The sequence below is a fragment of the Curtobacterium sp. MCBA15_004 genome, assembly GCF_001865055.2.
Taxonomy (GTDB): Bacteria; Actinomycetota; Actinomycetes; order Actinomycetales; family Microbacteriaceae; genus Curtobacterium.
The window spans coordinates 337,030-359,921 of record NZ_CP126266.1 but is presented as its reverse complement, the minus strand read 5'-3'; the positions used below and the strand labels follow the sequence as shown (position 1 = coordinate 359,921).

22 protein-coding genes are annotated in these 22,892 nt (G+C 72.7%); 10 read left to right on the top strand and 12 right to left on the bottom strand.

The window, feature by feature from the left end; genetic code table 11:
* Window positions 1–148: 148 nt before the first annotated feature.
* From QOL16_RS01775 to QOL16_RS01750, 6 genes are all read right to left on the bottom strand, one after another.
* Window positions 149–880, bottom strand: coding sequence for a trypsin-like serine protease (locus QOL16_RS01775; protein ID WP_071283165.1), 732 nt, complete (start codon window positions 878–880; stop codon window positions 149–151).
* Between the two features lie 130 nt (window positions 881–1,010).
* Complete coding sequence (locus tag QOL16_RS01770; protein ID WP_071282931.1) at window positions 1,011–1,937, bottom strand: ROK family protein; 927 nt, start codon at window positions 1,935–1,937, stop codon at window positions 1,011–1,013.
* Window positions 1,934–3,733, bottom strand: a complete 1,800-nt coding sequence (locus QOL16_RS01765) for an ABC transporter ATP-binding protein (RefSeq protein WP_071282929.1) — start codon at window positions 3,731–3,733, stop codon at window positions 1,934–1,936. Before QOL16_RS01765 ends, QOL16_RS01770 begins: the two co-directional genes overlap by 4 nt.
* Window positions 3,730–4,626 (bottom strand): ABC transporter permease, encoded by an 897-nt coding sequence (locus tag QOL16_RS01760; RefSeq protein ID WP_071246533.1) that lies wholly within the window; start codon window positions 4,624–4,626, stop codon window positions 3,730–3,732. Before QOL16_RS01760 ends, QOL16_RS01765 begins: the two co-directional genes overlap by 4 nt.
* A gap of 79 nt (window positions 4,627–4,705) precedes the next feature.
* Window positions 4,706–5,665 (bottom strand): ABC transporter permease, encoded by a 960-nt coding sequence (locus QOL16_RS01755; RefSeq protein WP_071246534.1) that lies wholly within the window; start codon window positions 5,663–5,665, stop codon window positions 4,706–4,708.
* Window positions 5,666–5,780: 115 nt separating this feature from the next.
* Complete coding sequence (locus QOL16_RS01750) at window positions 5,781–7,577, bottom strand: peptide ABC transporter substrate-binding protein (RefSeq protein WP_175473049.1); 1,797 nt, start codon at window positions 7,575–7,577, stop codon at window positions 5,781–5,783.
* Between the two features lie 203 nt (window positions 7,578–7,780).
* Between QOL16_RS01750 and QOL16_RS01745 the strand changes: the two genes are divergently transcribed.
* From QOL16_RS01745 to QOL16_RS01730, 4 genes are all read left to right on the top strand, one after another.
* Window positions 7,781–8,965: an ROK family transcriptional regulator gene (locus QOL16_RS01745; RefSeq protein WP_083394930.1), complete on the top strand. Its 1,185-nt coding sequence runs from the start codon at window positions 7,781–7,783 to the stop codon at window positions 8,963–8,965.
* Window positions 8,966–9,119: 154 nt separating this feature from the next.
* Window positions 9,120–10,622, top strand: coding sequence for a M81 family metallopeptidase (locus tag QOL16_RS01740; RefSeq protein WP_071283203.1), 1,503 nt, complete (start codon window positions 9,120–9,122; stop codon window positions 10,620–10,622).
* The gene (locus tag QOL16_RS01735) at window positions 10,619–11,404 is read left to right on the top strand and encodes a copper homeostasis protein CutC (RefSeq protein ID WP_254780175.1); all 786 of its coding nucleotides are present in this window, start codon (window positions 10,619–10,621) and stop codon (window positions 11,402–11,404) included. The genes QOL16_RS01740 and QOL16_RS01735 overlap by 4 nt, the downstream gene beginning before the upstream one ends.
* An 81-nt stretch (window positions 11,405–11,485) precedes the next feature.
* Window positions 11,486–11,692 carry a hypothetical protein gene (locus QOL16_RS01730; RefSeq protein ID WP_065961054.1) on the top strand — a complete coding sequence of 69 codons (207 nt, stop codon included), beginning with the start codon at window positions 11,486–11,488 and terminating at the stop codon, window positions 11,690–11,692.
* A 155-nt stretch (window positions 11,693–11,847) separates the two neighbouring features.
* On the opposite strand, the gene QOL16_RS01725 is transcribed toward QOL16_RS01730, so the two are convergent.
* Genes QOL16_RS01725 through QOL16_RS01715 form a run of 3 tightly spaced genes read right to left on the bottom strand, consistent with a single transcriptional unit; the run spans window position 11,848 to window position 14,243 of the window.
* Complete coding sequence (locus tag QOL16_RS01725; RefSeq protein WP_065961050.1) at window positions 11,848–12,387, bottom strand: hypothetical protein; 540 nt, start codon at window positions 12,385–12,387, stop codon at window positions 11,848–11,850.
* A 2-nt stretch (window positions 12,388–12,389) separates the two neighbouring features.
* Complete coding sequence (locus QOL16_RS01720) at window positions 12,390–13,517, bottom strand: ImmA/IrrE family metallo-endopeptidase (RefSeq protein WP_071282923.1); 1,128 nt, start codon at window positions 13,515–13,517, stop codon at window positions 12,390–12,392.
* Between the two features lie 54 nt (window positions 13,518–13,571).
* The gene (locus tag QOL16_RS01715) at window positions 13,572–14,243 is read right to left on the bottom strand and encodes a metal ABC transporter ATP-binding protein (RefSeq protein WP_254780174.1); all 672 of its coding nucleotides are present in this window, start codon (window positions 14,241–14,243) and stop codon (window positions 13,572–13,574) included.
* 50 nt (window positions 14,244–14,293) lie between these two features.
* Between QOL16_RS01715 and aztB the strand changes: the two genes are divergently transcribed.
* Genes aztB through QOL16_RS01695 form a run of 4 tightly spaced genes read left to right on the top strand, consistent with a single transcriptional unit; the run spans window position 14,294 to window position 18,546 of the window.
* The gene (gene aztB / locus QOL16_RS01710; RefSeq protein ID WP_071282921.1) at window positions 14,294–15,145 is read left to right on the top strand and encodes a zinc ABC transporter permease AztB; all 852 of its coding nucleotides are present in this window, start codon (window positions 14,294–14,296) and stop codon (window positions 15,143–15,145) included.
* 49 nt (window positions 15,146–15,194) lie between these two features.
* Window positions 15,195–16,433 carry a YncE family protein gene (locus QOL16_RS01705; protein ID WP_071282919.1) on the top strand — a complete coding sequence of 413 codons (1,239 nt, stop codon included), beginning with the start codon at window positions 15,195–15,197 and terminating at the stop codon, window positions 16,431–16,433.
* On the top strand, window positions 16,430–17,335 hold the full coding sequence (locus QOL16_RS01700) for a metal ABC transporter substrate-binding protein (RefSeq protein ID WP_083394928.1): 906 nt from the start codon (window positions 16,430–16,432) through the stop codon (window positions 17,333–17,335). The genes QOL16_RS01705 and QOL16_RS01700 overlap by 4 nt, the downstream gene beginning before the upstream one ends.
* 26 nt (window positions 17,336–17,361) lie before the next feature.
* Entirely contained in the window at window positions 17,362–18,546 is a 1,185-nt protein-coding gene (locus QOL16_RS01695; protein ID WP_071282914.1) for a hypothetical protein, read from the top strand.
* Between the two features lie 148 nt (window positions 18,547–18,694).
* On the opposite strand, the gene QOL16_RS01690 is transcribed toward QOL16_RS01695, so the two are convergent.
* The gene (locus tag QOL16_RS01690) at window positions 18,695–19,333 is read right to left on the bottom strand and encodes an RNA polymerase sigma factor (protein ID WP_083230102.1); all 639 of its coding nucleotides are present in this window, start codon (window positions 19,331–19,333) and stop codon (window positions 18,695–18,697) included.
* Between the two features lie 144 nt (window positions 19,334–19,477).
* On the bottom strand, window positions 19,478–20,098 hold the full coding sequence (locus QOL16_RS01685; protein WP_065961033.1) for a GNAT family N-acetyltransferase: 621 nt from the start codon (window positions 20,096–20,098) through the stop codon (window positions 19,478–19,480).
* Window positions 20,099–20,178: 80 nt separating this feature from the next.
* Between QOL16_RS01685 and QOL16_RS01680 the strand changes: the two genes are divergently transcribed.
* A complete protein-coding gene (locus tag QOL16_RS01680) occupies window positions 20,179–20,787 on the top strand; it encodes a TetR/AcrR family transcriptional regulator (protein ID WP_071282912.1) in 609 nt (202 codons plus the stop codon).
* Window positions 20,788–20,863: 76 nt separating this feature from the next.
* Window positions 20,864–21,292 carry a DUF4190 domain-containing protein gene (locus QOL16_RS01675; protein ID WP_253181580.1) on the top strand — a complete coding sequence of 143 codons (429 nt, stop codon included), beginning with the start codon at window positions 20,864–20,866 and terminating at the stop codon, window positions 21,290–21,292.
* 207 nt (window positions 21,293–21,499) lie between these two features.
* On the opposite strand, the gene QOL16_RS01670 is transcribed toward QOL16_RS01675, so the two are convergent.
* Window positions 21,500–22,834 carry an ABC transporter substrate-binding protein gene (locus QOL16_RS01670; RefSeq protein ID WP_065961025.1) on the bottom strand — a complete coding sequence of 445 codons (1,335 nt, stop codon included), beginning with the start codon at window positions 22,832–22,834 and terminating at the stop codon, window positions 21,500–21,502.
* Window positions 22,835–22,892 lie beyond the last annotated feature (58 nt).

Sequence of the window (22,892 nt, the reverse complement as noted above, 5' to 3'; positions counted from 1 at the left end):
GGTACAGCCCCATGCTGAAGTTCGGCACAGGATCGCCCAAGGGGTCCTCCCGGGAGGCACGCGCGCCGCAGCGGCGACTCCTGACGGCGTGGAGGCGCGGTGCCAGCTGGCACCGCGCCTCCAGGATGCGGTCGACGGACCGCCCGCGTCAGAGCCCGGCCGTGGACCGGATCCAGGACGACGACTGCGACAGCAGCGCGTAGTTCGAGCCGGCCTGCGTGTTCGCGCCCGGGTCGGCGCTGTCGCCGGTCGAGCACACCGCGACGACCCGGCCGTTCACGAGGAGCGGGCCGCCCGAGTCGCCGTGGTTCGAGGCGCCGGTGACGCCGGTGACGTGCTGGGCCTTGCCGCTGTAGGCGTCACGCGAGGCACCGGTCAGCGAGACCGTCGCCTGGTACAGGCCGTCGGACTGCTGCGCGTTCGCCCGCAGGCCGTAGCCCTCGACGACACCGGTGCCGGACGACTTGGCGGCCGCGGTCAGGTCGAGGGGCGCGTACGTCGACAAGCTGTAGGAGCTGCGCAGGTGCACGAGCGCGATGTCCCCGGCGGGCGCGGCGGTGACGCGGTCGACGGCGACCGGGGTGCCGCGGTTCACGGTGGAGTTCGAGTGGTACACGTTCATCGAGCCGATGCCGTCGATGCAGTGGCGGGCAGTGAGCACCCACGAGGCGCTGATCTGCTCGCCGGTGCAACCGGTGACGTAGCCGGACGGGATGGTGCCGCCGGACGCCTCGAGCTGGACGGCCCAGGTGGTGGTCGGGGCCTTCTCGCCGCCGACGACCTCGGTGCCGGCGGGCAGGGCGGAGGCGGGGGTGGCGACGGTCAGACCGCCGGCGACGACGGCCACGGCGGCGAACGCCACGGCGAGGGTGTGCTTCATGGTGACTCCTCGATCAGGACCCTGCAGCGTTGCAGGGTGCAACTTGAAGTCGATCCTGTCCCTCGTCCTGGGGGCGCACCAGTCCGCACTTCCACCGACACGGCGCGGGTCCGCTCGCCGGCGCGCCCAGCTAGCGCACCGGGTCGGTCGCGCCGAGCCGGGCGCGCACCCGGGCCGCGGCGCCGAGGGCCACGGCGTCCGCGCCGAGCACCGACCGCGCGAGTCGGATCGGTGCCCCGCTGACCGGCGGCTCGGCGGCGATCGCAGCCTCGACCGCGGGCGCCAGGAGGTCCCACGACCGGGTGATGCCACCGCCGAGCACGACCGTCGTCACGTCGAGGATCCCCGCGGTCAGCAGTGCAGCGCGGGCGATCCCCCACCCGGCGGTGCGGAACACCTCGGCGGCGTGGGGGTCCCCGGCGCGTGCGGCGTCGGCGATCTCGCGGGCGGACACCCGGTGCCCGGACCGCTCGGCGTACCGGTCGGCGATGCCCCGGGCACCGGCGATCGTCTCGAGGTGGCCGACCTGGCCGCAGGTGCACCGGGCGTCGCCGAACCCGGGCACGTGCCCGATCTCGCCCGCCGCGCCACGGGGCCCGGCGAAGAGCGCACCGCCGAGGACGAGTGCGCCCCCGACCCCGGTGCCGAGCGTCATGCCGAGCACGTCGGTCTCACCGGCGACGGCACCGGTCGCGAGTTCGCCGAGCAGGAACGCGTTCACGTCGTTGTCGAGCGTCGCGGGGACCCCGAGCGCCCCGGTCACCGCGTCGGTGACGCCGAAGCCGGCCCAGCCCGTGAAGGAGTTGCCCGTCACCAGGACCGTGCCGGTGGTGGTGTCGACCACCCCGGCGGCCCCGACCCCGACACCGGTCAGGGTCGCGCCGTGCCGGTCGAGCAGCACCGTCACCGCGTCGAGCGCCGCCGCCGTGATCTCGGCGCCGCCGTCGTGCGCGGGTGTCGGCAGGTCGACGCGGTCGAGCACGTCGAGGCCCTCGGTCGTCAGCACCACCTTCGTGTTCGTACCGCCCACGTCGACGCCGGCGATCGCGGCGGTCACCCGGCCACCGCGGCGAGGGTCGCCAGGCGCTCCGTCCGGCGCCGCCGTTGCAGCACCGGGTCGGGGACGGGCACCGCGGCGAGCAGGCGCCGCGTGTAGTCGGTCGTCGGGTGCAGCAGGGTGGTGTCGGTGGTGCCCTGCTCCTCGACGACCCCGCGGCGCATCACGACGACCCGCTCCGCGAAGTGCTGCACGACGGCGAGGTCGTGCGACACGAACAGGCAGGCGAACCCGAGGTCGGCCTGGAGGTCGGTGAGGACCTCGAGCACGGCCTCCTGCACGCTGACGTCGAGCGCCGAGGTCGGTTCGTCGGCGACGAGCAGCCGCGGGTCCAGCACGAGCGCCCGCGCCAGGCTGACGCGTTGCCGCTGTCCGCCCGAGAGCTCGCGGGGAGCCCGGTCGGCCAGTGCACTCGGCAGCCGGACGGCGTCGAGCACCTCGGCCACCCGACGGCAGCGGTCGGCGGCGGAGGTGCCGCGGCGGTGCACGGCGAGCGGTTCGGCGATGCACTCGCCGACCGACATCCGGGCGTCGAGCGACGCGACCGGGTCCTGCAGCACGACGCCGATCCCCGAGCGCAGGGACCGTCGGTCGCGACGGGGTGTCCGGCGCAGGTCCTGCCCGAACAGCGCGACCGTGCCCGAGGTGGGCGCGACCAGGCCGAGTGCGACCCGCGCGGCCGTGGACTTGCCGGAGCCGGACTCGCCGACCAGGCCGACCGTCTCGCCGGCGTGCACCGCGACGTCGACCCCGCGGAGCGCGTGCACCGCGCGCGCCCCGCGCCCGAACGTCACCGAGACGTCCCGCAGGTCGACCACCGGGGCCGCACCGGGCCTCCCGGCCGCACCGGGGGAAGCCGGACCGGACGGAGCCGCACCGGGCGGAACCGTACCGGACGGAACCGTACCGGACGGAACCGCACCGGACGCGACCGGACCCGACGGAGCCGCACCGGGCGCACCCGGCGCCCCCGGTGCTGCGACCCGCTCCCGCACCGCGAGCGACTCCGGGGTGTCGAGCCGCGGCACCGCGGCGAGCAGCCGCTTCGTGTACTCGTGCTGCGGACGGAGCAGGACGTCCTCGACGCTCCCGGTCTCGACGACCTCGCCCTGCAGCATCACCGCGACCCGGTCGGCGAAGTCCGCGACGACGCCCATGTTGTGCGTGACGAGGAGCACGCCGGTGCCGGTGTCGGCGGCGAGCGCCCGGAGCAGTTCGAGGATCTCGGCCTGCACCGTCACGTCGAGCGCCGTCGTCGGCTCGTCGGCGATGAGGAGCTGCGGCGCGTTCGCGATCGCCATCGCGATGACGACGCGCTGTCGCTGCCCGCCGGACAGCTGGAACGGGAACGACCGCGCTCGCTCGGCGGGGTCGGGGATGCCGACCCGGTCGAGGAGGGCGACGGCCTCGGCGCGGGCCTCGGCGGCGGACACCTGCCGGTGGTTCCGGACGACCTCGGCGATCTGCGCGCCGACCCGGGTGAGCGGGTCGAGTGCGGTCGCGGGCTCCTGGAACACCATCGACACCGTGCTGCCGCGCAGTGCGCGCAGGGTGGGTTCGTCGGCGCCGACGACCTGGTGGCCGGCGACCTCGACGCTGCCGGTGGCGGTCGCGTTGCCGGACAGCAGCCCCATCGCGGCGAGCGCCACGGTGGACTTGCCCGAGCCGGACTCGCCGACGAGCGCGAGGGTCTCCCCCGGGGCGACGGTCAGCGAGACGCCGCGGACGGCGTCGACCGGTCCGGACTCGGTGGTGAACACGACCCCGAGGTCGGTGGTCTGCAGCAGGTGGGTCATCCCCGTCCCCTCACGTCGAAGGCGTCCCGGAGCCCGTCGCCGACCGCGTTGAACGCGCAGACGACCAGGATCACGGCGAGACCCGGCGGCACGATCAGCCACCACCGTCCCGAGTACGCGGCGGTGAGCCCCGCCGAGAGCATCCCACCCCAGTCCGTCGCGGGCGGCTGCACCCCGAGGCCCAGGTAGGACACGTAGGCGACGAGCAGGATCGCGTCGGCCACCTGGAACGTCGCGGCGACGACGATCGTCGACACCGAGTTCGGCAGCAGGTGCTTGCCGATCGCGCGGGCGTGGGAGCCGCCGATCGCGCGCAGGGTGAGCACGTAGTCGCGGTTCTTCAGCGTCAGGGTCTCGGCGCGGACGAGCCGGGACGGCACGAGCCAGGACACCAGGCCGAGGATGACGATGAGGCCGCCGACCCCCGGCGTGGTGATCGCCGAGATGACGAGCAGGATGAAGAGCGCCGGGATCGCGATGCCGGCGTCGACGACGCGCATCATGACGGCGTCGACCCACCCGCCGACGTAGCCGGCGACCGAGCCCCACAGCGTGCCGACGACGGTGGCGAGGACGCCCGCCGCGATGCCGACCGTGAGCGACACCTTGCCGCCGTACATCAGTCGGCCGAGCACGTCGTGGCCGACGGCGTCGGTGCCGAGCCAGTGGGCGGCGCTCGGGGCCTGGTTCGCCTGCTCGAGCATCGTGTGCGTCTGGTCGGTCGGGTACAGGAACGGGCCGACGAAGCAGAACAGCACGATCACGACGATGACGGCGAGGCCGACCACGGCGAGGGTGTTGTGGCGGAACCGGCGCGCGGCGAGGCGGAACCCGGTGGCGGCGACCGCGACGGGAGCGCCGGGGGCCTCGGGGGCGATCTGGACGGTGGTCATGCGCGACCTGCCTTCACGGTGCGGGATCGGGGCGCGCCGGTCGCGCGCGACCGGCGGGTGCGGGATCGGGGCGTGCCGGTCATGCGCGACCTGCCTTCACCCGGGGGTCGATGAGCGTCTGCGCGACGTCGGCCAGCAACGACCCCACGACCGTCGCGATCGAGATCACGAGCACGCAGCCGAGCAGCGTCGGGTAGTCCGAGGACTGCGCCGCGTTCCAGAACAGCAGCCCCATGCCCGGGTAGTTGAACAGCTGCTCGGTGACGAGCGCCCCGCCGAACAGCACCGGCAGGTAGTAGCCGAGCATCGCGACCACGGGCGTCAGCGAGTTCCGGAGGACGTGCCGCCGCAGGATCGTCGTCGTCGACGCCCCGCCGGCTCGGGCGGTGCGGACGTAGTCCTCCTGCAGGTTCTCGAGCGTCGCGGCGCGCATGTACCGGCTGAACACGGCGATCATCGCGAGGGCGCCGGTCAGCACGGGCAGGACGAGCCCGGCGGGGTCCTGGAACACCTCGGCGAGGGTCGTGCCGGTGGGCGCCTGCGACGGCAGCCACGGCAGCTGCTGGGTGAACACGACGATGAGGACGAGGCCGAGGAAGAACGCCGGCGTCGAGTAGAAGACGAAGGCGAGCGCCGTGACCGTGTAGTCCACCGCTCCGTTGCGGCGGGCCGCCTGCCACATCCCGACCGGGATCGCGACCGCGAGGCCGACGACGGCGGACAGGCCGGTGAGGACGAGCGTCTTCGGCAGCCGCTCACGGATGAGCTGCGCGACCGGCTCGTTCAGGGTGAAGGAGGTCCCGAGGTCGCCGCTGAGCAGCCGTCCGAGGAACCGCAGGTACTGGACGGGCAGCGCCTGGTCGAGGCCCTGTGCCTGGTTGAACGCGGCGATCTGCGCGGGGGTCGCGGAGACGCCGAGGACCCCGCGGGCGGGTCCGCCCGGCAGCGCGTGCAGCAGACAGAACACGACGATGGTGACGATGAGGACCACGACGAGTGCCTGGAGCACCCGCCTGGCCAGGTAGAGGACTGTGGTCATGCGGCTTCCGTCATCGGGGTGGATGGTGAGGACCCGGGAGGCGCGGTGCGGGTCGGACCCGCACCGCGCCTCCAGGCCGTGGTCGCGTCAGCGACCGTCCGGTCGCGTCAGCGACCTACTTGCTCCACTTCCACTGGGCCGGGTGGAAGTTCGCGAGGGAGTCCTGCTCGAACCCGGTCAGGCCCTGCTTGACGACCGAGATCTGGTAGTCCGGGCTCGGCAGCCAGATCACCGGCAGGTCCTTCGCGACGGCGGCGCTGTAGTCCTGCACCGCACCCGCGTCGGTCGACGTGGTCGTCGCGTCGATGAGGGCGTCGACCTGCTTGTTCGAGTACGAACCGAAGTTCGCCGAGCCGCCGGTCTGGAAGAGCGACTCACCCGTCGGGTAGGCCGGGAAGTACCAGCTGCCCGCCGTGCCGAAGAACGACAGGTCCCAGTCGCAGCTGGCCTCGTCCTTCGTGCAGGTCGGGGTCTGCGACAGCACGCTCGACACGGGGGCGGTCTTGATCGTGAAGCCGATGCCGGTCTTCTGCAGCGACGACTGGATGGCGCTCATCATGTTGTCGGTGACGGTCGAGCCGGACTGCGACAGGACCGACATCGTGAACTTCGTGCCCGCCGCGACGCCCGCGCCGCACTGGTCGTCGCCGGAGCCGGCGTCGGTGCAGACCATCGTGCCGCCCTGCTCGGTCCAGCCGTGGCTGGTGAGGAGCGCCTTCGCCTTCGACGTGCTGAAGGGGTACGGGTTGTCCTTCTGCGTGCTCGACACGTAGTCGGACGCCTGCGCCTGCGGGATCGGCCCGTAGGTCGAGGTGGCGGTGCCGTTGAAGACGACCTTGGACAGGCTGGTCTGGTCGATCGACATCTGGACGGCCTGACGGGCGTAGAGCTGCTGGAAGACCGGGCCCATCGTCGGGTTGTTGAAGTTGTAGGGCATGTAGGTGATCGCCCACCCGGTCCACGGCTTCACGTCGTAGCCCTTCGACGTGAAGGAGTCCTTCTGGTCGAGGTCCGTGGCGTTGATGTAGCCGTAGTCGACGGCCCCCGACCGGACGGCGTTCGTCTCGGCGTCGGTGGTCGTGAAGGGCAGCAGGTTGACGGTCGTGATCGACGGCTTCTCGCCCCCGTCGTACTGCTTGTTCGCGGTGAGCTGCACCTTGCCGGCGGTCGTGAACGCGGTGACGCCGTACGGGCCGGAGATGGTCTTCCACAGGTCGTCGGTCGCGTAGTCGGCGATCTTGCCGGCGGCGGTGTTGAGGTACTTCCAGACGGCCTTCGCCCCGTCGGCCGAGCGGTCCGCGTCGCCGACCGTCCCGCTGGCACTCGTCTTGTCCCAGGCGTGCTGCGGCAGCGGGATGATGTGGCTCAGCTGGTTGGCGAGCATCCAGTCGCTGTTGTACGCCTTGTCGAAGGTGATCGTGAAGTGCGTGTCGTCGACGGCCGTGAACGAGGTCCAGTTGTCCGGCGCCTTGCCCTCGGAGTAGGAGCCCCACTGGTCCTTGTTCGCCTTGATCAGGTTGAACCAGAACTCGACGTCGCGGCTCGTGATCGGCTTGCCGTCCGACCAGTGCCGGTCGCCGAGCGTCATCGTGACGCTCTTCCCGTCGCTGGCGAAGTCCGCTGCGGTGGCGACCGAGCCCGCCTTGTTCCAGGCGATCTTGCCGGTGGAGCCGTCGTAGGCGACGAGCGGCTCGTACAGCGACTGCGCGATCGAGCCGTTGTTCGTGTTGAGGTGCGCCGCCGTGCCGATCGGGAGGATCCAGTTCGGCGTGAAGTTCGCCGGCAGGGCGTAGTTGATCGCGTCGGACTTCGTGTTCGTGGCGGCGGAACCGCCCCCGGAACATCCGGCGAGCAGGGCGCTGACCGCGAGTGCGGCTCCGGTGAGCAGTGCCCAGCGACGGGGCTTCATCATGTGGACTCCTTGAGCGGGGACGTCGGTCGGGCGAGGACGTCGAGGTGCGCACAGTCAATGGCCAAAGTCGTTGGAGAAACAATTGTTCTCGTGTAAATAGTCTGTTTCTGCCGAACGGACGAAAGCGAAAGCGCGGCGAATCCTCCTAGAGTTCCTGGCAGGCGGCCGGATCGGTCGTGCTTCGTGCCTGATTGGAGAAAGTCGTGGCCGACCTCAGCTCACGGGTGTTGGAACTCGTCGCCTCGGGCCAGGCGTCCAGCCGGACCGAGATCGCGCAGCTGCTCGGCGCCGCGCCGTCGACCGTCTCGCACGTCGTCGCGCAGCTCATCAGCCACGGCATCCTGGCCGAGGAGGGCACCGACGTCTCGACGGGCGGGCGCCCCCGCAAGGTGCTCCGGATCGGCGGCGTCGACGAGTACGCGGTCGCCGCCGACGTCGGCGGCGGGCACGCGCGCATCGGCGTCGTCCTGCCGGGAGGCGCGCTCGAGTCGGTCGCGGACGTCCCGTTCGCGCTCTCCGACGGCCCGGTGTCGGCACTGCAGCGCCTGGCGGCGCTGCTCGAGGACCTCGCCGAGACCCGTGGGCGCTCCGGTCTGCACGGCGTCGGGCTGAGCCTGCCCGGCCCGGTCGACGTCGAGGCCGGGGTCGTCGACCTGCCGAGCCGGATGCCCGGGTGGAACGGCTTCCCGGTGGCCTCGTGGCTCGAGGAGCGCTTCGGGGTGCCGGCCGCGGTGGACAACGACGCCAACTGCATGGCCGCGGGCGAGCAGACCGTGCAGGACCCGAGCCGACGGCAGGCGATCACGGTCAAGGCCGGGTCGGCGATCGGTGCCGGGATCGTCATCGACGGGCGGCTGTACCGCGGGTCGACGGGGGCCGCGGGCGACATCACCCACGTGCGGATCGACGCCGCCGGGGACACCCCGTGCTCGTGCGGCAACACCGGCTGCCTGGAGACCGTGGCGTCCGGGGCGGCGCTCGTGCGGATCCTGTCCACCGCCGGTGCTCCCGTGACCAGCACCGCCGACGTCGTCCGGCTCGCATCGGACGCCGATCCCGAGGCGACCCGCGCGGTCCGCCTGGCCGGGCGCTACCTCGGCGAGGTCCTCGCCGCGAACGTGAACTTCTTCAACCCGGACGCCGTCTACCTGGGCGGCATCCTCTCCACGCTCGACCCGTTCGTCGCGGCCGTGCGGAGCCAGCTGTACGAGAGCTGCCACCCGCTGATGACCGAGCACCTCGCCATCGAGCGTGTCTCGCTCAGCGCGGACGCGGGACTCGTCGGGGCCGGACAGTTCGCCCTGCAGCGCGGGCTGGCCGCGACGCTGCAGGAGCTGTCCGCCCCGATCCCCCAGTCGACCACCAGGAACAGGAGCGTCCGTGTCTGACACGACCACGAGCAACGCGTCGCCCGACGCGACGACCACCACCTCGGCGGAGGGCGCGTCGACTGCGTCGGCGGGGGCCGCGTCGGCCGCGTCGCCGGGGGCCGCGTCGGCCGCATCAGCCGCGTCGGCAGACGGCGCGCCGACGCGTCGGCCGGTGGTCGCGATCGCCGGGCTGGCGATCGAGACGTCGACCTTCACGCCGACCAGGACCCTGGCGCCGGCGTTCCACCCGGACCGCGGCGACGAGGTCGTCGCGCGGTACCCGTTCCTGGCGGACCTGGCCGACCGCGCCGCGTTCCGTGGCGCGCTGATCGGGCACGCGCTGCCCGGTGGGGTCGTCGCGCGTGAGGCGTACGAGGCGCTGGCGGGCGAGATCGTCGAGCGGCTGCGCGCGATCGTGGCAGCCGAGCACGTCGACGGGCTCTGGTACGACATCCACGGCGCGATGGTCGTCGAGGGGCTCGACGACGCCGAGACCGACCTGCTCGGACGGATCCGCGCGGTGGTCGGCCCGGACGTGGTGGTGTCGGCGTCCATGGACCTGCACGGCAACGTCACGGCCGAGCTCGCGCACCAGGTCGACCTGGTCACCTGCTACCGGATGGCACCCCACGAGGACACCCTCGAGACCAAGGAGCGCGCGGTCCGCAACCTGGTCGACGTGCTCACGACCCGGCCCGTCGGGTCGCAGCGACCCGTGAAGGCCTGGGTGCCGATCCCCGTCCTGCTCCCCGGCGAGCAGACCTCGACGCGCATCGAGCCCGCGGCGTCGCTGTACGCGCAGGTGCCGCTCGTCGAGCAGACCGAGGGCGTGCTCGACGCCGCGATCTGGGTCGGCTACGCGTGGGCCGACCAGCCCCGCGACCGCGCCGTCACGGTCGTCACCGGGTGGGACGAGGCCGCGGTGGCCGCGGGCGCCGAACGGCTCGCGCAGGCGTTCTGGGACGTCCGCGAGGACTTCGTGTTCGTCGCGCCGACCGGGTCGTTCGACGCGTGCCTCGACGCCGTGCTCGCCCCCGGTGCCGCGCGGCCGTACTTCGTCTCCGACTCCGGCGACAACCCGACCGCGGGCGGCTCGGGCGACATGACGTGGGGGTTGACCCGTGTCCTGGAGCGCCCGGAGTTCGCCGACCCCGCCGGCCCGGTCGTCGTCTACGCGAGCGTGCCCGGGCCCGCAGCCGTCGCGACCGCCGTCGCCGCGGGGGTCGGCGCGACCGTCACCGTCACGGCCGGGGCGGCCGTCGACGCCGTGCACGCGGGGCCGATCACGATGACCGGCCGCGTGCACGCGATCAAGCACGGGGACCGCGACGCCGGGACCGAGGTCGTGCTGCAGGTCGGCAGCGTCTTCGCGATCCTCACGGAGCGCCGCAAGCCGTACCACCACGAGCACGACTTCACCGACCTCGACCTGGCCCCGCGCGAGGCCGACGTCGTGGTCGTGAAGATCGGGTACCTCGAGCCGGAGCTCTTCGCGATGGCCGCCGACTGGATGCTCGCGCTGACGCCGGGCGGGGTCGACCAGGACCTCGAACGGCTCGGGCACCACCGGATCGTCCGACCGATGTTCCCCTACGATCGGGAGTTCCCCGAGGCGCCGGACCTGCGCGCCCGGATCATCCCGCCGTCGAACGAACCCCTCGGAGCCATCGCGTGACCACTGCCCCCGCGGACGCCCCGGCCACGCACGCCCGACCCGCCGGAGGACCGGTGGCGCTCGAGATCGCCGTCACCGCTCCGGCCGGGGCGCTCGTCGCGCGTGACGCCGGGGCCGACCGTGTCGAGCTGTGCACCGGGCTCGAGCTCGGCGGCCTCACCCCGTCGCAGGCGCTCGTCGAGACCGTGCACGAGACCGGCATCCCAGCGCACGCGCTCGTGCGCTGCCGTCCTGGCGGCTTCGTGCACGAGCCCGGCGAGGTCGCGCTCATGGAACGCGAGGTCCGCACCGTCCTGCGGTCCGGCGCCGCCGGTGTCGTCGTCGGTGCGCTCCGCCCCGACCGCACCCTCGACGAGGACACGCTCCGCCGCTTCGTCGATGCCGCCCGGTCGGTGAGCGCCGCCGCCGAGGTCACGCTCCACCGCGCGGTCGACCACGCGGTGGACCCGGTCGCGGCGGCCGCGGCGCTCGCAGCCCTCGGCTTCACGCGCGTCCTGACCTCGGGCGGCGCGGCGAGTGCCCGTGCCGGGTCTGCGACCATCGCCCGCATGGTCGAGGCCGCCGGACCGGTCCAGGTGATGGCGGGCGCCGGTGTCACGCCCGGTGACGTCCCCGTGCTCGTGGCCGCGGGGGTCGCCGCCGTGCACCTGTCGGCGAAGCGATCGTCGGGCGGCGGACACGACGGCGTGCCGATGGGCACCGGGGACGACGGCTCGGCGCACTTCGTGACGGACGCGGGCGTGGTGGCGGCGGCGCGGGCGGCGCTCGACTCTCTCGTATGACAACTTTCAATATCGATTGCGGCCCTCTCGTTCGACCGACACGCTGGTCAGGCCGGCACTCCGCCGACACGAGAGGACGTCATGAAGGCCACGCGAGCAGTACTCCGGATCCTGGGCCTCGCGCTCTCCTGCGTCGGCGTCGCATTGAGCATCACCGCGTTCGTCACCGCCGACAGCCCAGGCTCCCGGCCGCTCACCGCGGTGGCCTCGGCGACCGTCACGCTGGGGCTCGCCTGCCTGGTCGTCGCACTCGGGCTCGGACGGCAGGGCGAACGGCACGGCCGGTAGTCGAGCCCGTCGCTCCGTCACCCTGACGTCAGCCCAGTGTCACGACCCGGTCCGCCGCCGCGACGGCGACCGGGCCGTGCGCCGCGTGCACGACGACGACACCCCGCGCGGCCTCGTCGGCCAGCGCCGCCACGCGGCACCCCGTGGGGCTGGCGTCACATGAGATCGCGAGCAGACGTCGGCATCCGGAGGAACGGCCGATCAGCTCGATCCATCGCGACCGCGACTTCGAAACCACGCTGCGCTGTCAACTCACCGTTTGCCACGAGTTCCTCGATCACCGCGCGACTGTCCCTCGCCACGATCCCCATGGTCTTTGCCACGCGCAGTGCCCCTCTGTCCTCACTCATCCACACACTCCCGGCGTACTGGGGCCGGGTGCGGAGGAGATGCAGTGTCTGGCTCTCGCCGAGGTGCTCGAGCGGGCGGTCTTCCTCGCCACCAAAACGATACTTTCGTATGCTTTCAATTGCTCGTTGATCCACCTCATCGACGAAGTCGATCGGCTCCCCGAACCAGTCGGCCACCGGCAACTTCGTCAGGTTCGGCACACGGTGCATCGAACGCTCGATCTCGTACCGAACCGCCTCGACGATCTTTCCCGCACCGTGGATGCTCGCCTGGAGGAGTTCGAGCTCGTCGACCGCTGCGAAGTTGCAGATCAACGAGTTGTCGGGAAACCAGTGGATCGCCATGTTCAGACCTGAGGCGCTTCCGGCGTGGCACCCTTCGTCTCGACGTCCTCGAGCGCGAAGAAGTCCTCGACGTCCTTGACACCCCAGCCGAGCAACTTCGCCACCGGTTTCGCGGTGATGTCGCCGTTCCGATACGCGTCGACGTAAGCGTTCACGATCGGCCAAGCGGGTCGAGGCTCCTGCGATGCCGTCGAGAGCTCCACGTACTCAGCAGGTTTTCCGAGATTCATGTAGACGGAACGAGCGCTGACCCCTCGGAGCTGCTCGCAGGTGTTGTCATCGATGAATCTCTCGTTCAGCAGACGCCAGGCCATCGCGTCCGGCGAGAGTTGGAAGTGCTCGACCAGCGAGGGGAACACGTCTTCCGCTGCCTGCCCGGCAAGGACGTTCTTGATCTCGTGCGCAGGCGCGAGGAACGCTGCGGCGAAGCTGTTCGCGCGCTTCTCCTCGTTGGTCTTCGTTTCCCACATGCGTTCTTCGAGAACACCCTGACGGGCGTCCCCGAACGCAATGTGCGCCACCTCGTGAGCGAGCGTGAAACGTTGACGAAGTGGTTGGTTCGTCGGAGCGAGGACGATGATGCGTGCATCATCGTCCTCGTAGGACAGACCATCGATACCCGCGGGCAGCTCCGCCACCTGTACTACGACACCGAAATGCTGTTCCACGGCCGCCATCATCTGGCTGGTCGAGAGCGCACCGAGGGGCTGATCGATCTGCGCGACGTACGAGGCCGCCATCCGAGAGGCCTCCACCGTGTACCAACTCGATCGCGAGTCGAGGCGCGGAAGGACCGGTAGCGCGAAGGGCCTCCCCAACTCGTTGAGACCTCTGACGGCCGAAACGAGGCGCTCGACGACCTGGCTACCAGCCGAGTCCTCGACTCCCACCGCACGCGTTCGTCGGGCCAGCACCGGGCGGAACGGTGGTCGCCCCGTGATCAGCCAATCGACGCTCCGCCGGCCGACCTCCGCGATTCGCGCCAGTTCGAGGGACGAGAAGCGTCGGCGCCCGGACAGCGACTTCGACAGCTTGCTCGCGTCGAGGCCGATGGCCTCCGCGAAGTCGGACTTGGCCAGCCCTGATTCAGCAACGACCGCTGCAACCCGCTGCTCGATGGTCTCGCCCATGGAGAGATTCTACCGCACTTGCGATAATCGCAACAGGCAATCGTTGCGTGCCCGTCAGCAGAGAGTCACGATACGGCCGGCGGCTGCGATCGCAGTCTGGTCGTGCGCCGCGTGCACGACGACGACACCCCGCGCGGCCTCGTCGGCCAGCGCCGCCACGACGAGTGCGGCCGACGCCGCGTCGACCCCGGCGGTCGGCTCGTCGACGAGCAGGACGGACGCCTGCTGCGCCAGACCGAGGGCCACGAACGTACGCTGACGCTGCCCGCCGGACAGCTCGTCGAGGGGACGGTCGGCCAGGTCGGCGATCCGCAGCCGGTCGAGCTGCTCGTCGACGACGGCGCGATCGGCGCGGGTCGACGGCCGCCACCAGGGGCGGGCACGCCAGCGGCCCATCGCGACGGTCGCGCGGACGGTCAGCGGCAGGGCGGTCGGCGGGACGGCCTGCGTCACGTACGCCGCACCGGAGGACGGGAGGCCCGTCACAGCCCCGGCGGACGGCGTCACCACCCCGGCGAGCGCGTCGAGCAGGGTCGACTTGCCGGAGCCGTTGGGGCCGGTCAGCGCGGTGACGACGCCGGCGGGGAAGGTCGCGTCGAGGGCGTCGAGCACGGTCCGGTCACCGCGCCGGACGACGAGCCCGCGGACCGCGACGGCCCGGTCGGCACCGGTGGCGACACGGGCGTCGGCCGGCGTCACGGTACGGGTGTCGGGGGCTGTGGGCACCTGTGGAGCCTATCAGTATCGATAGTCATTTTCATGTAGCGTCGTCGACCGTGACCTGGCTGACCGATCCGTTCTCCGTCGACTTCATGCTGCGGGCCCTCGCCGGCGGTGCCCTCGCCGCGGTGCTCTGCGCGGTCGTCGGGACCTGGGTGCTCGTGCGCGGGATGGCGTTCCTCGGCGAGGCGCTCGCCCACGGCATGCTGCCGGGCGTCGCGGTCGCCACGCTCGCCGGCTTCCCGCCCGTCCTCGGTGCCGCGGTCAGCGCAGGCGTCATGGTGCTCGGCGTCGGGGCGCTCCGTCGTCGTGCACGCCTGTCGTACGACACCTCGATCGGCCTGCTGTTCGTCGGCATGCTCGCGCTCGGGGTGATCGTCGTCTCGTCGTCACGGTCCTTCGCCACCGACGTCACGGCGATCCTGTTCGGCGACGTGCTCGCGGTCACCCGCACCGACCTCGGCGGACTGGCCGTCGCGGTCGCGGTGGCGCTCGTCGTCGCTGCGGTCTTCCACCGGCCCTTCACCGCCACGGCCTTCGACTCCCGCAAGGCGGCGACGCTCGGTCTCCGCCCACGGCTGGCGGAGGTCGTGCTCGTCGCCCTCGTCACGCTCGCGGTCGTCGCGTCGTACCGGGCGGTGGGGACGCTGCTCGTCGTCGGGCTGCTCCTCGCCCCGGCCGCGGCGGCACGGGCGTGGACCCGGCACGTCGGCTCGACGATGCTCCTCGCCGCCCTCGTCGGCACGGCCGCGGTGGCCGTCGGCCTGCTCGTGTCCTGGCACCTCGGCACCGCGGCCGGCGCGAGCATCGCGGGCGTCGCGGTCGCCGGGGTCGCCGTGTCGCAGGGCGCCGCAGCCCTGGTGCGCCGCACACCACGACGACGCAGCACCGAGCCGATCCCCGTCTGACACGACCACACCCACCCGACCACCACGAGAGACGACCACGAGAGGCACCATGCGCCATCCGACCACCACCCCACGGACCCGCCGGCCCGCAGCCCGCGCCCTGCCCACCACCGCGGCCACGATCGGCCTCGCGCTCGGACTCGCCGCGTGCTCGACCACCGACGCCGGCTCCGGCACCGGACCCGGCTCCGGCTCCGGCTCCGGCTCCGGCTCCGGCTCCACGAGCAGCAGCACCGCGAAGCCGCACGGCTACGTCGCGGGTGCGAGCGAGGCCCAGGAGCCGCAGGTCCGCCTGCTCGCCGTCGGGTCGGACGGCGCGTCCGCCGTGCACGACCTGCTCAGCGGCGAGGCGACCGGACTCGACCGCGTCGACGCCCCGACGCACTCGGCGACCGACGGACGGTTCCTCGTCACGACCACCGCGGAGCGCACCACGGTCCTGGACGGCGGCGCGTGGACGGTCGACCACGGGGACCACACGCACTACTACGCCGCCGAGCCCCGGGTCGTCGGGACCCTCGCGGGCGGCGGCCCGGTCGAGGTGCACTCCTCCGAGACGACCACCACGATCACGTGGCCGGAGCGGGGCGAGGCCGTCGCACTCGACCGCGCAGCGCTCGGCCAGGGTGACGTCGTCGAGACCGCCCGCGTCGCGGCCACGGTCCTGCTCCCGACCGCCGACGGACTCGTCGCCGGGACCCCCGAGGGCGTGCAGCTGCTCGACGCCGAGGGCGCACCGACCGGCACCCCACAGGCCTGCGCGGACCCGGCCGGCGGCATCGTCACCCGGGCCGGTGCGGTCGTCGGCTGCGCGGACGGCGCGGTGGTCGTGGGCGAGGACGGGTCCACGAGGACCGTGGCGCTGCCCGCGGGTGCCGAGCGCCCGACCGCCTTCGCCGCCCGCGCCGGCCGCCCCACGGTCGCCGGCCTCGCCGGGACGACCGGCTTCTGGCTGCTCGACAGCCGTGAGGGCACCTGGCAGCTCGTGCCGACCGAGCGGCCGCTGCGTGCCGTGTCCGCGGTGGACGACGAGGACGGGCACGTGGTCGCGGTGGACGACGCCGGACGCGTGGTCGTCGTGACGGCGTCCACCGGTGCGGTGGCCACGACGGCGCCGCTCGTCGACCCCGCCGCCGGCCCGGTGCTGCAACTCGACGCCCAGCGCGCCTACGTGGCCGACGCGTCCGGGGCACGGGTGCACGAGGTCGACTTCGCCGACGGCGCCCGGGTCACCCGCACGATCGACCTGCCCGTCGCCCCGACCGCCCTCGCCGAGGTCGGGCTGTGACGCGCCGGTCCCGCGCGCTCGTCGCGGTCGCGGTCACCCTCGGGCTCGTGGGCGGCACGGCGGGGTGCAGCTCCCCCGGCTCCGACCGCCCGCTCGTCGCGGTGACGACGAACGTCCTCGGCGACGTCGTGACCGAGGTCGTCGGCGACGCGGCCGAGGTGATGGTGCTCATGCCCGCCGGCGCCGATCCGCACTCCTTCGAGGTCTCGGCGCAGGAGGCCGCGCGGCTCCGCTCCGCCGACCTCGTGGTCGAGAACGGCCTGGGGCTCGAGGAGGGCGTGTCCCGCCACGTCGAGGCCGCAGAGCAGGACGGGGTCCCGGTCACCACGGCCGGGGACGCGGTCGAGGCCCTGGAGTGGACGACCGAGGACGCGAGCGGTCCGGACCCGCACATCTGGACGGACCCGACCCGGATGGCCGACGTCGTGCGCGCGCTCGACACCGACCTGCGCGAGGTGGGCATCGAGCCGACCGGCACGGACGCGTACCTCGACGAGCTCGCCGCCCTCGACGACGAGATGACCGAGGCCTTCGCGACGATCCCGCAGGAGCGCCGGGCACTCGTGACGAACCACCACGTGTTCGGCTACCTGGCCGACCGGTACGGCTTCCGGGTGGTCGGCGCGGTGATCCCGAGCGGCACCACCCTGGCCTCGCCGAGCGCGGCGGACCTCCGCGACCTCGCCGACGCGATCGAGCAGGCCGGGGTACCGACGATCTTCGCCGACCTCTCGCAGCCCGCACGCCTGGCCGAGGTCCTCGCGGAGGAGGCCGACGTCCACGTCGAGATCCGCTCCCTCGCCACCGAGTCCCTGACCGCCGACGGTGCGGCCGCGACGTACCTCGGCATGATGCGGGCCAACACCGCGTCGATCGTCGCCGGCCTGTCCGTTTCCAAATGAGAATGAGAATCAGTACAGTGAGAGGCATGACCACGTTCCGCACCGCACTCGCACCCGCCGTCCTGCTCGGCGCCGCCGCCCTCGTCCTGACCGGCTGCTCGGCCGGCTCCACCGACGCCGGCTCCGACACCGACCGCCAGGACCGGTCCGCGCCGGCCGACGGCGACCGTGTCGTCCTGACCTACGACGGCGGCCTGCTCACCCTGGACCGCGACCTCCGCGTCGTGTCGGACGACCCGATCGAGGGCTTCACCCGCGTCAACCCCGCGGGCGACGGTCGGCACGTGCTCGTCACGGTGCCCGCCGGCTTCCGGGTCCTCGACACCGCCGCGGAGCCCGCGCTCACCGACGCGGTCTTCCCCGCGGACACCGGCGGCCACGCGGTCGTGCACGGCGACACGACGGCGCTCTTCGCCGACGGCTCCGGCGACGTGACGGTCTTCGAGCACGACGAACTCGACGGCGACACCCTGCCCGACGTCGAGACCACGACGTCCGAGGCCCCGCACCACGGCGTCGCCATCCAGCTCGAGGACGGGACCCTCCTCACCACGATCGGCACCGAGGAGTCGCGCTCCGGCGTCCGCGCGCTCGACGCCGACGGCACCGAGACCGCCCGCTCCGAGGAGTGCCCGGGCGTCCACGGCGAGGGGGCCGTGCGCGACGAGGTCGCCGTCTTCGGCTGCACCGACGGCGCCCTCGTGTACCGGGACGGCGCGTTCTCGAAGATCGACGCACCCACCCCGTACGGCCGCACCGGCAACCTGTTCACGACCGCAACGAGCTCGGTCGCGGTCGGCGACTACAACGACGACCCGGACAGCGAGGGCTACCTGCTCGACCAGGTCGCGATGATCGACGCCGAGTCGGGCGAGTACCGCGTCGTCGACATGCCGGAGGGCGTCGGCTTCACGTTCCGCGACCTCGCCCGTGGTCCGAGCGACGAGGCCGTCGTGCTCGGCTCGGACGGCGCGCTGCACACCTTCGACACCGAGACCGGTGCGGCGCTCGACACGATCGACGTCATCGCCGCGTGGGAGGGACCGGCCGAGTGGCAGGACGCGCACCCCGCGCTGAAGGTGGTCGGCGACGTCGCCTACGTCACCGACCCGGCCACGAAGCGGGTGCACGCGGTGGACCTCACCTCGGGCGAGGTGGTCGCCTCGAGCGACACCCTGCCCGGCGTGCCCAACGAGATCGCGGTCGCCTAGCGTCCGACGCGACCACCGGACGGACGGGAGGCGCGGTGCGGGCCCGCACCGCGCCTCCCGTCCGTCGTGTGGTCGCGACCCGGTCGCGCACGTCGCGTCAGCGCCGGCGACGGATCTGCGCCACCGACGCGTCAGCGCCGACGTCGCGTCAGCGCCAGCTGCTGCGCTCCGCGTCGAGCCGCGCCCGCGCACGGGCGATCAGCCCGCGCACGGTGGACGCGGGGAGCCCGACGACCTCGGCGACGTCCCGGTAGCAGAGCCCGTCGACGTGCCGCAGCTCCCAGCACCGCCGCTGCAGGGGCGGCATCGCGGCGAGTGCCCGCCGGGCCGCGGCGACCAGCGAGGCGCGCTCGACCACGGCCTCCGGGCGGTGGTCGACGGGGGCGACGGACTCCTCCGGCGCCTCGCCCCGACGGCGGTGCGCGGCGGCGCGGAGCCGGTCGACGCTCCGTCGCCGGGCGGTCGTCACGAGCCACCCGGCGATCGCGTCGCCCTCGACGACGTCGGCGAGGTGGAGCCAGGCCGCGACGAAGGTGTCCTGCACCACGTCGTCCACGTCGCACGAGCCGTCGAGCATGCCCGCCGCGACCGCGCGGACCAGACCGTGGTGCCGTCGGACGAGCTCGGCGAAGGCCCGGTCGTCGCCGGCCGCGACCCGACCGACGAGGCGCCCGTCGTCGGTGGTCGCCGGTGTCGAGGGCGGGACGCGCGTCGCGGGCGGCGCGTCGAGGGTCGTCGTGCGGGACGGCAGGGTGGTCCGGGTGGGGTCCGGGAGGGTCGCGAGCATGGTGCCCCCTGATCAGCGGCTGTGGTTGCCGGTGATTCGGAGGCGGGGCCGGTCCGGGTGCCTCGCCGACGACCCCCAGAAGGCGGGTGGAACGGCGGCGCGAGGGTGGGCGTACGCCTGCCGGTCCGGGTCGCCGCTCGCGGTTCAGGACACCGCCGGACGCCACATCGACACCGGGGCCGCGGTGCCGAGACCGGTGATCGGCGCGCCCTCGCCGAACCCGTGCCGCCGGTAGAGCCGACGGTTCAGCGGGGTCGACGACTCCAGGTACGCGTGCCGACGCTGCCCGTCGACGCGGTCGAGCGCGTGCTCGAGCAGCAGGCCGCCGACGCCCTGCCCGCGAGCCGCTGCGGACACCCCGATCTCGGCGAGGTACCAGTGCGGTGCGTCCGGACGGGCGCGGTCCATCCGACGCAGGTGCCGGAGGGCACGGAGGGCACCCCCGACACCGAGGACTCCGAGCAACGCGGGTGCCTGCCGGAGGAAGGCGAGCACACTGCCCGGGTGCGGACGCGGGGCTTCCCAGAACGCCGCGCCCACCACACCCCCTGAGGTGGTGTCGACCGCGACGTCGACGGCGCGGCAGCGCTCCGGGACCGAGCGGATCAGCGCTGCGAACAGTCCGGTGAGCACGGCGGTGCGGTCCTCGCCCGGGCGCGCGGGGCGGAACGCGTGCAGCACCGGATCGTCGGCGAAGGCCTCGGCCAGGACGGTGGCGACTGCCGGGAGCTCGTGCGCGGCGGCGGGTCGGACGATGATCGGCATCGGGTCTCCTCCTTGATTCGGCCGTGTGGCCAGATCGAGTTTCCCGTCCGCTCCTGGGCACGGGCCGTACGCTGCCTGTGATGCCCCCTGGACCCGGACCCCGCGCCTACCGCAGCCGCGCCGCGCGCCGCGACGAGCTGCTCGACGCCGCTGCGCTGGTCGTGCGCGACGGGGGCCTCGACGCGCTCACGACCCGTGCCGTCGCCGAGCGGGCCGGGGTCGCGCACGGTGTCGTGCACTACGCCTTCGGGGCGCGGCGGAACCTCGTCGTCGCGCTGCTCGACCGGCAGGCACGCGACGTCCTCCCCCGGGTGCTCGCGGCCGCCGACGCCCATGCCGACCTCGCCGGGGCGCTCGACGCAGCCGTCGCCGCGTGGCTCGAGCTCGTCCGCGCCGAACCCGAGCGCTTCCTGCTGCTCGAGGCGGTCAGCGGGCCGGCACTCGCGGACGACGACGTCCTGGTCGCCGAGGAACGACGGGTCTGGCGCGAGGGCGTCGCCGCCGGGGTCGAACGGTGGACGACCCGGACCGGCGTGCGCCTGACCGAACCCGCCGAGGTGGTGGCGGACGCCGTGCTCGCCCTGGTCGACGGTCTCGGCCGCGCGGCGTGGAGCGACCCGGACGGCGTCGCGACCGAACGGGCTCGCACGGTGCTCGTGCGCGGGCTCGCGGCGGCCCTCACCGTCTGACCGCCCGACCGTCCGACCGCCGCGACGTCGTCGGCTGCCGGTAGGGTGCGGGGACCATCACGACGAGGGGATCACGATGAGCGACGACGACCGACGACCGACCACGCCCGAGCAGCAGGCCTGGCAGCAGACCGCGGGGACGCAGCAGCAGGGGCAGCAGCAGCACGGCCAGCAGTTCGGCCAGCAGCAGTACGGTCAGCCGTACGGGCAGCAGGTCGTCGTGAACGCGTACCAGCCCGCTCCGCCGCGCGGCCTGAGCATCACGAGCATGGTGCTCGGCCTGGTGTCGATCGTCGCGGGGTTCACGCTGATCGTCCCGGTGATCGGGCTGGTCCTCGGCTTCGTCGGCATCCGGAAGGAGCCGGCCGGTCGAGGGATGGCCATCACCGGGATCATCCTGAACGGCATCATCGTGGCCGGGTGGGCCGTGCTGCTCGTGGTCATGCTCGTCTTCGGGTTCGGCCTGTTCGGGGCGGCGGCGACGAGCGGCACGACCAGCCCCTAGCCACGACGGACGCAGCCGGCACGACGGGCCCAGCCGGCACGACGGGCCCAGCCGGCTCGACGGACGCGACCCGCACGACGGACGCGACCGGCGCCTCCCGCGCGACCCACGACGTGACGGGAGGCACGGTGCCAGCCGGCACCGTGCCTCCCGTCCGCGTCAGCGCGTCAGCGCGTCAGCGCGTCAGCGCGTCAGCGCTTCAGCGCTTCAGCCCTTGACCGGGATCGACTGCGCCTTGAGCGCCGCGATCGTCTTCGACTGCCCGTTCTCGAGCGCCTCGGTGAGCGTGCCCTGCCCGGACGCGGCCTGGCCGAAGCCGTCCGACACGTCCGCGTAGGTCTGCGTCATCGTGGGGCCCCAGGTGAAGGGCTGGATGTCCTTCGCGGCCGAGGCGAACTCCTCGTAGATCTTCTGGTTGCCGTAGAAGGGCAGGCCCTCGGTGAGCGCCGGCAGGTCGGCACCGGTCGAGGACGCCGGGTAGAGGTTCGCCTCCTTGTTCAGGGCGGACAGCGCCTCGGTCGAGGTGTTCAGCCAGACGAGGAACTTCGACGCCTCGGCCGGGTGCTTGCCACCCGCGAACACGACGTTGGACGAGCCGCCCCACGCGGCCGACTTGCTGTCACCCGACTTCCACTGCGGCATCGGGGCGACGGCCCACTTGCCCGAGGTCGACGGCGCACCGCTCGAGATGGTGTTGGCGCCCCAGACCGCGGAGACCCAGGTCCAGTCCTGGCCGCTGTCGTACGCGGCGTTCCACTGGTCGGTGAAGCTCGGGACGGTGTTGACGAGCTTCTTGTCGATGAGGTCCTGCCAGTAGTCGGCGACCTTCTTCGACGCGCTGTCGGTCAGGTTGACGTCCCACTGGTCGCCCGTGTTCGAGAACCACTGGCCGCCGGCCTGCGAGACGAGCCCGGCGAACTGGTTGACGTCGCCCTTGGCGAAGTTCGTGATGTTGCCGCCCTTGGCCTTGATCTCCTCGGCGGCCTTGGCGTACTCGTCCCACGTCGTCGGGACGGGGATGCCGGCCTGCTCGAACAGGTCCTTGCGGTAGTACAGCGCCATCGGCCCGGAGTCCTGCGGCACGGCGTAGACCGACTTCGACTCACCGAAGGTGACCTGGTTCCAGAGGCCCTCGGAGAAGTCCTTCTTCGCGGCGGCGACCCCGGCGCACGCGCCGATGTCCTGCAGGCCGCCCTGCACGCGGAAGGCCGGCAGCGAGTCGTACTCGACCTGGCCGATGTCCGGCGCCTGCTTGGCCTTCAGCTGGTTGAAGAAGTTCTGGTACGTGCCGCTGTTGCCGTTCGCGACGATGGAGACCTTGACCTGGATGTCCGGGTTCTCCTTGTTCCAGATCTCGACGACCTTGTCCATGTTCGGCACCCACGTCGTGAAGTCGAGGGTGACCTTGCCGCCCGAGGGCTTGCAGCTCGAGGCCGCGGAGTCGGAGCCGCTGCTGCCGGAGCCGCCGGCGCTGCAGCCGGCGAGGGCGACGGTCGCCGCGACGGCGATCGCGGCTGCACTGAGGAACTTCGTTGTCTTCATGCTGTTTCCGTTCGGATGTGAGGGGTGGTGCGTCGGGAGGGTCTTGAGCCGGTCCGGG

Excerpts from the sequence above, each read along its gene's own strand:
- QOL16_RS01675 (WP_253181580.1), top strand. The coding sequence starts at position 20,864 with ATGAGCGACGACGACCGACGACCGACCACGCCCGAGCAGCAGGCCTGG.
- QOL16_RS01690 (WP_083230102.1), bottom strand. The coding sequence starts at position 19,333 with ATGCTCGCGACCCTCCCGGACCCCACCCGGACCACCCTGCCGTCCCGC.
- QOL16_RS01730 (WP_065961054.1), top strand. The coding sequence starts at position 11,486 with ATGAAGGCCACGCGAGCAGTACTCCGGATCCTGGGCCTCGCGCTCTCC.
- QOL16_RS01725 (WP_065961050.1), bottom strand. The coding sequence starts at position 12,387 with ATGGCGATCCACTGGTTTCCCGACAACTCGTTGATCTGCAACTTCGCA.
- QOL16_RS01695 (WP_071282914.1), top strand. The coding sequence starts at position 17,362 with ATGACCACGTTCCGCACCGCACTCGCACCCGCCGTCCTGCTCGGCGCC.
- QOL16_RS01750 (WP_175473049.1), bottom strand. The coding sequence starts at position 7,577 with ATGATGAAGCCCCGTCGCTGGGCACTGCTCACCGGAGCCGCACTCGCG.
- QOL16_RS01760 (WP_071246533.1), bottom strand. The coding sequence starts at position 4,626 with ATGACCACCGTCCAGATCGCCCCCGAGGCCCCCGGCGCTCCCGTCGCG.
- QOL16_RS01670 (WP_065961025.1), bottom strand. The coding sequence starts at position 22,834 with ATGAAGACAACGAAGTTCCTCAGTGCAGCCGCGATCGCCGTCGCGGCG.
- QOL16_RS01765 (WP_071282929.1), bottom strand. The coding sequence starts at position 3,733 with ATGACCCACCTGCTGCAGACCACCGACCTCGGGGTCGTGTTCACCACC.
- QOL16_RS01705 (WP_071282919.1), top strand. The coding sequence starts at position 15,195 with ATGCGCCATCCGACCACCACCCCACGGACCCGCCGGCCCGCAGCCCGC.
- QOL16_RS01755 (WP_071246534.1), bottom strand. The coding sequence starts at position 5,665 with ATGACCACAGTCCTCTACCTGGCCAGGCGGGTGCTCCAGGCACTCGTC.
- QOL16_RS01775 (WP_071283165.1), bottom strand. The coding sequence starts at position 880 with ATGAAGCACACCCTCGCCGTGGCGTTCGCCGCCGTGGCCGTCGTCGCC.
- QOL16_RS01685 (WP_065961033.1), bottom strand. The coding sequence starts at position 20,098 with ATGCCGATCATCGTCCGACCCGCCGCCGCGCACGAGCTCCCGGCAGTC.
- QOL16_RS01720 (WP_071282923.1), bottom strand. The coding sequence starts at position 13,517 with ATGGGCGAGACCATCGAGCAGCGGGTTGCAGCGGTCGTTGCTGAATCA.
- QOL16_RS01680 (WP_071282912.1), top strand. The coding sequence starts at position 20,179 with ATGCCCCCTGGACCCGGACCCCGCGCCTACCGCAGCCGCGCCGCGCGC.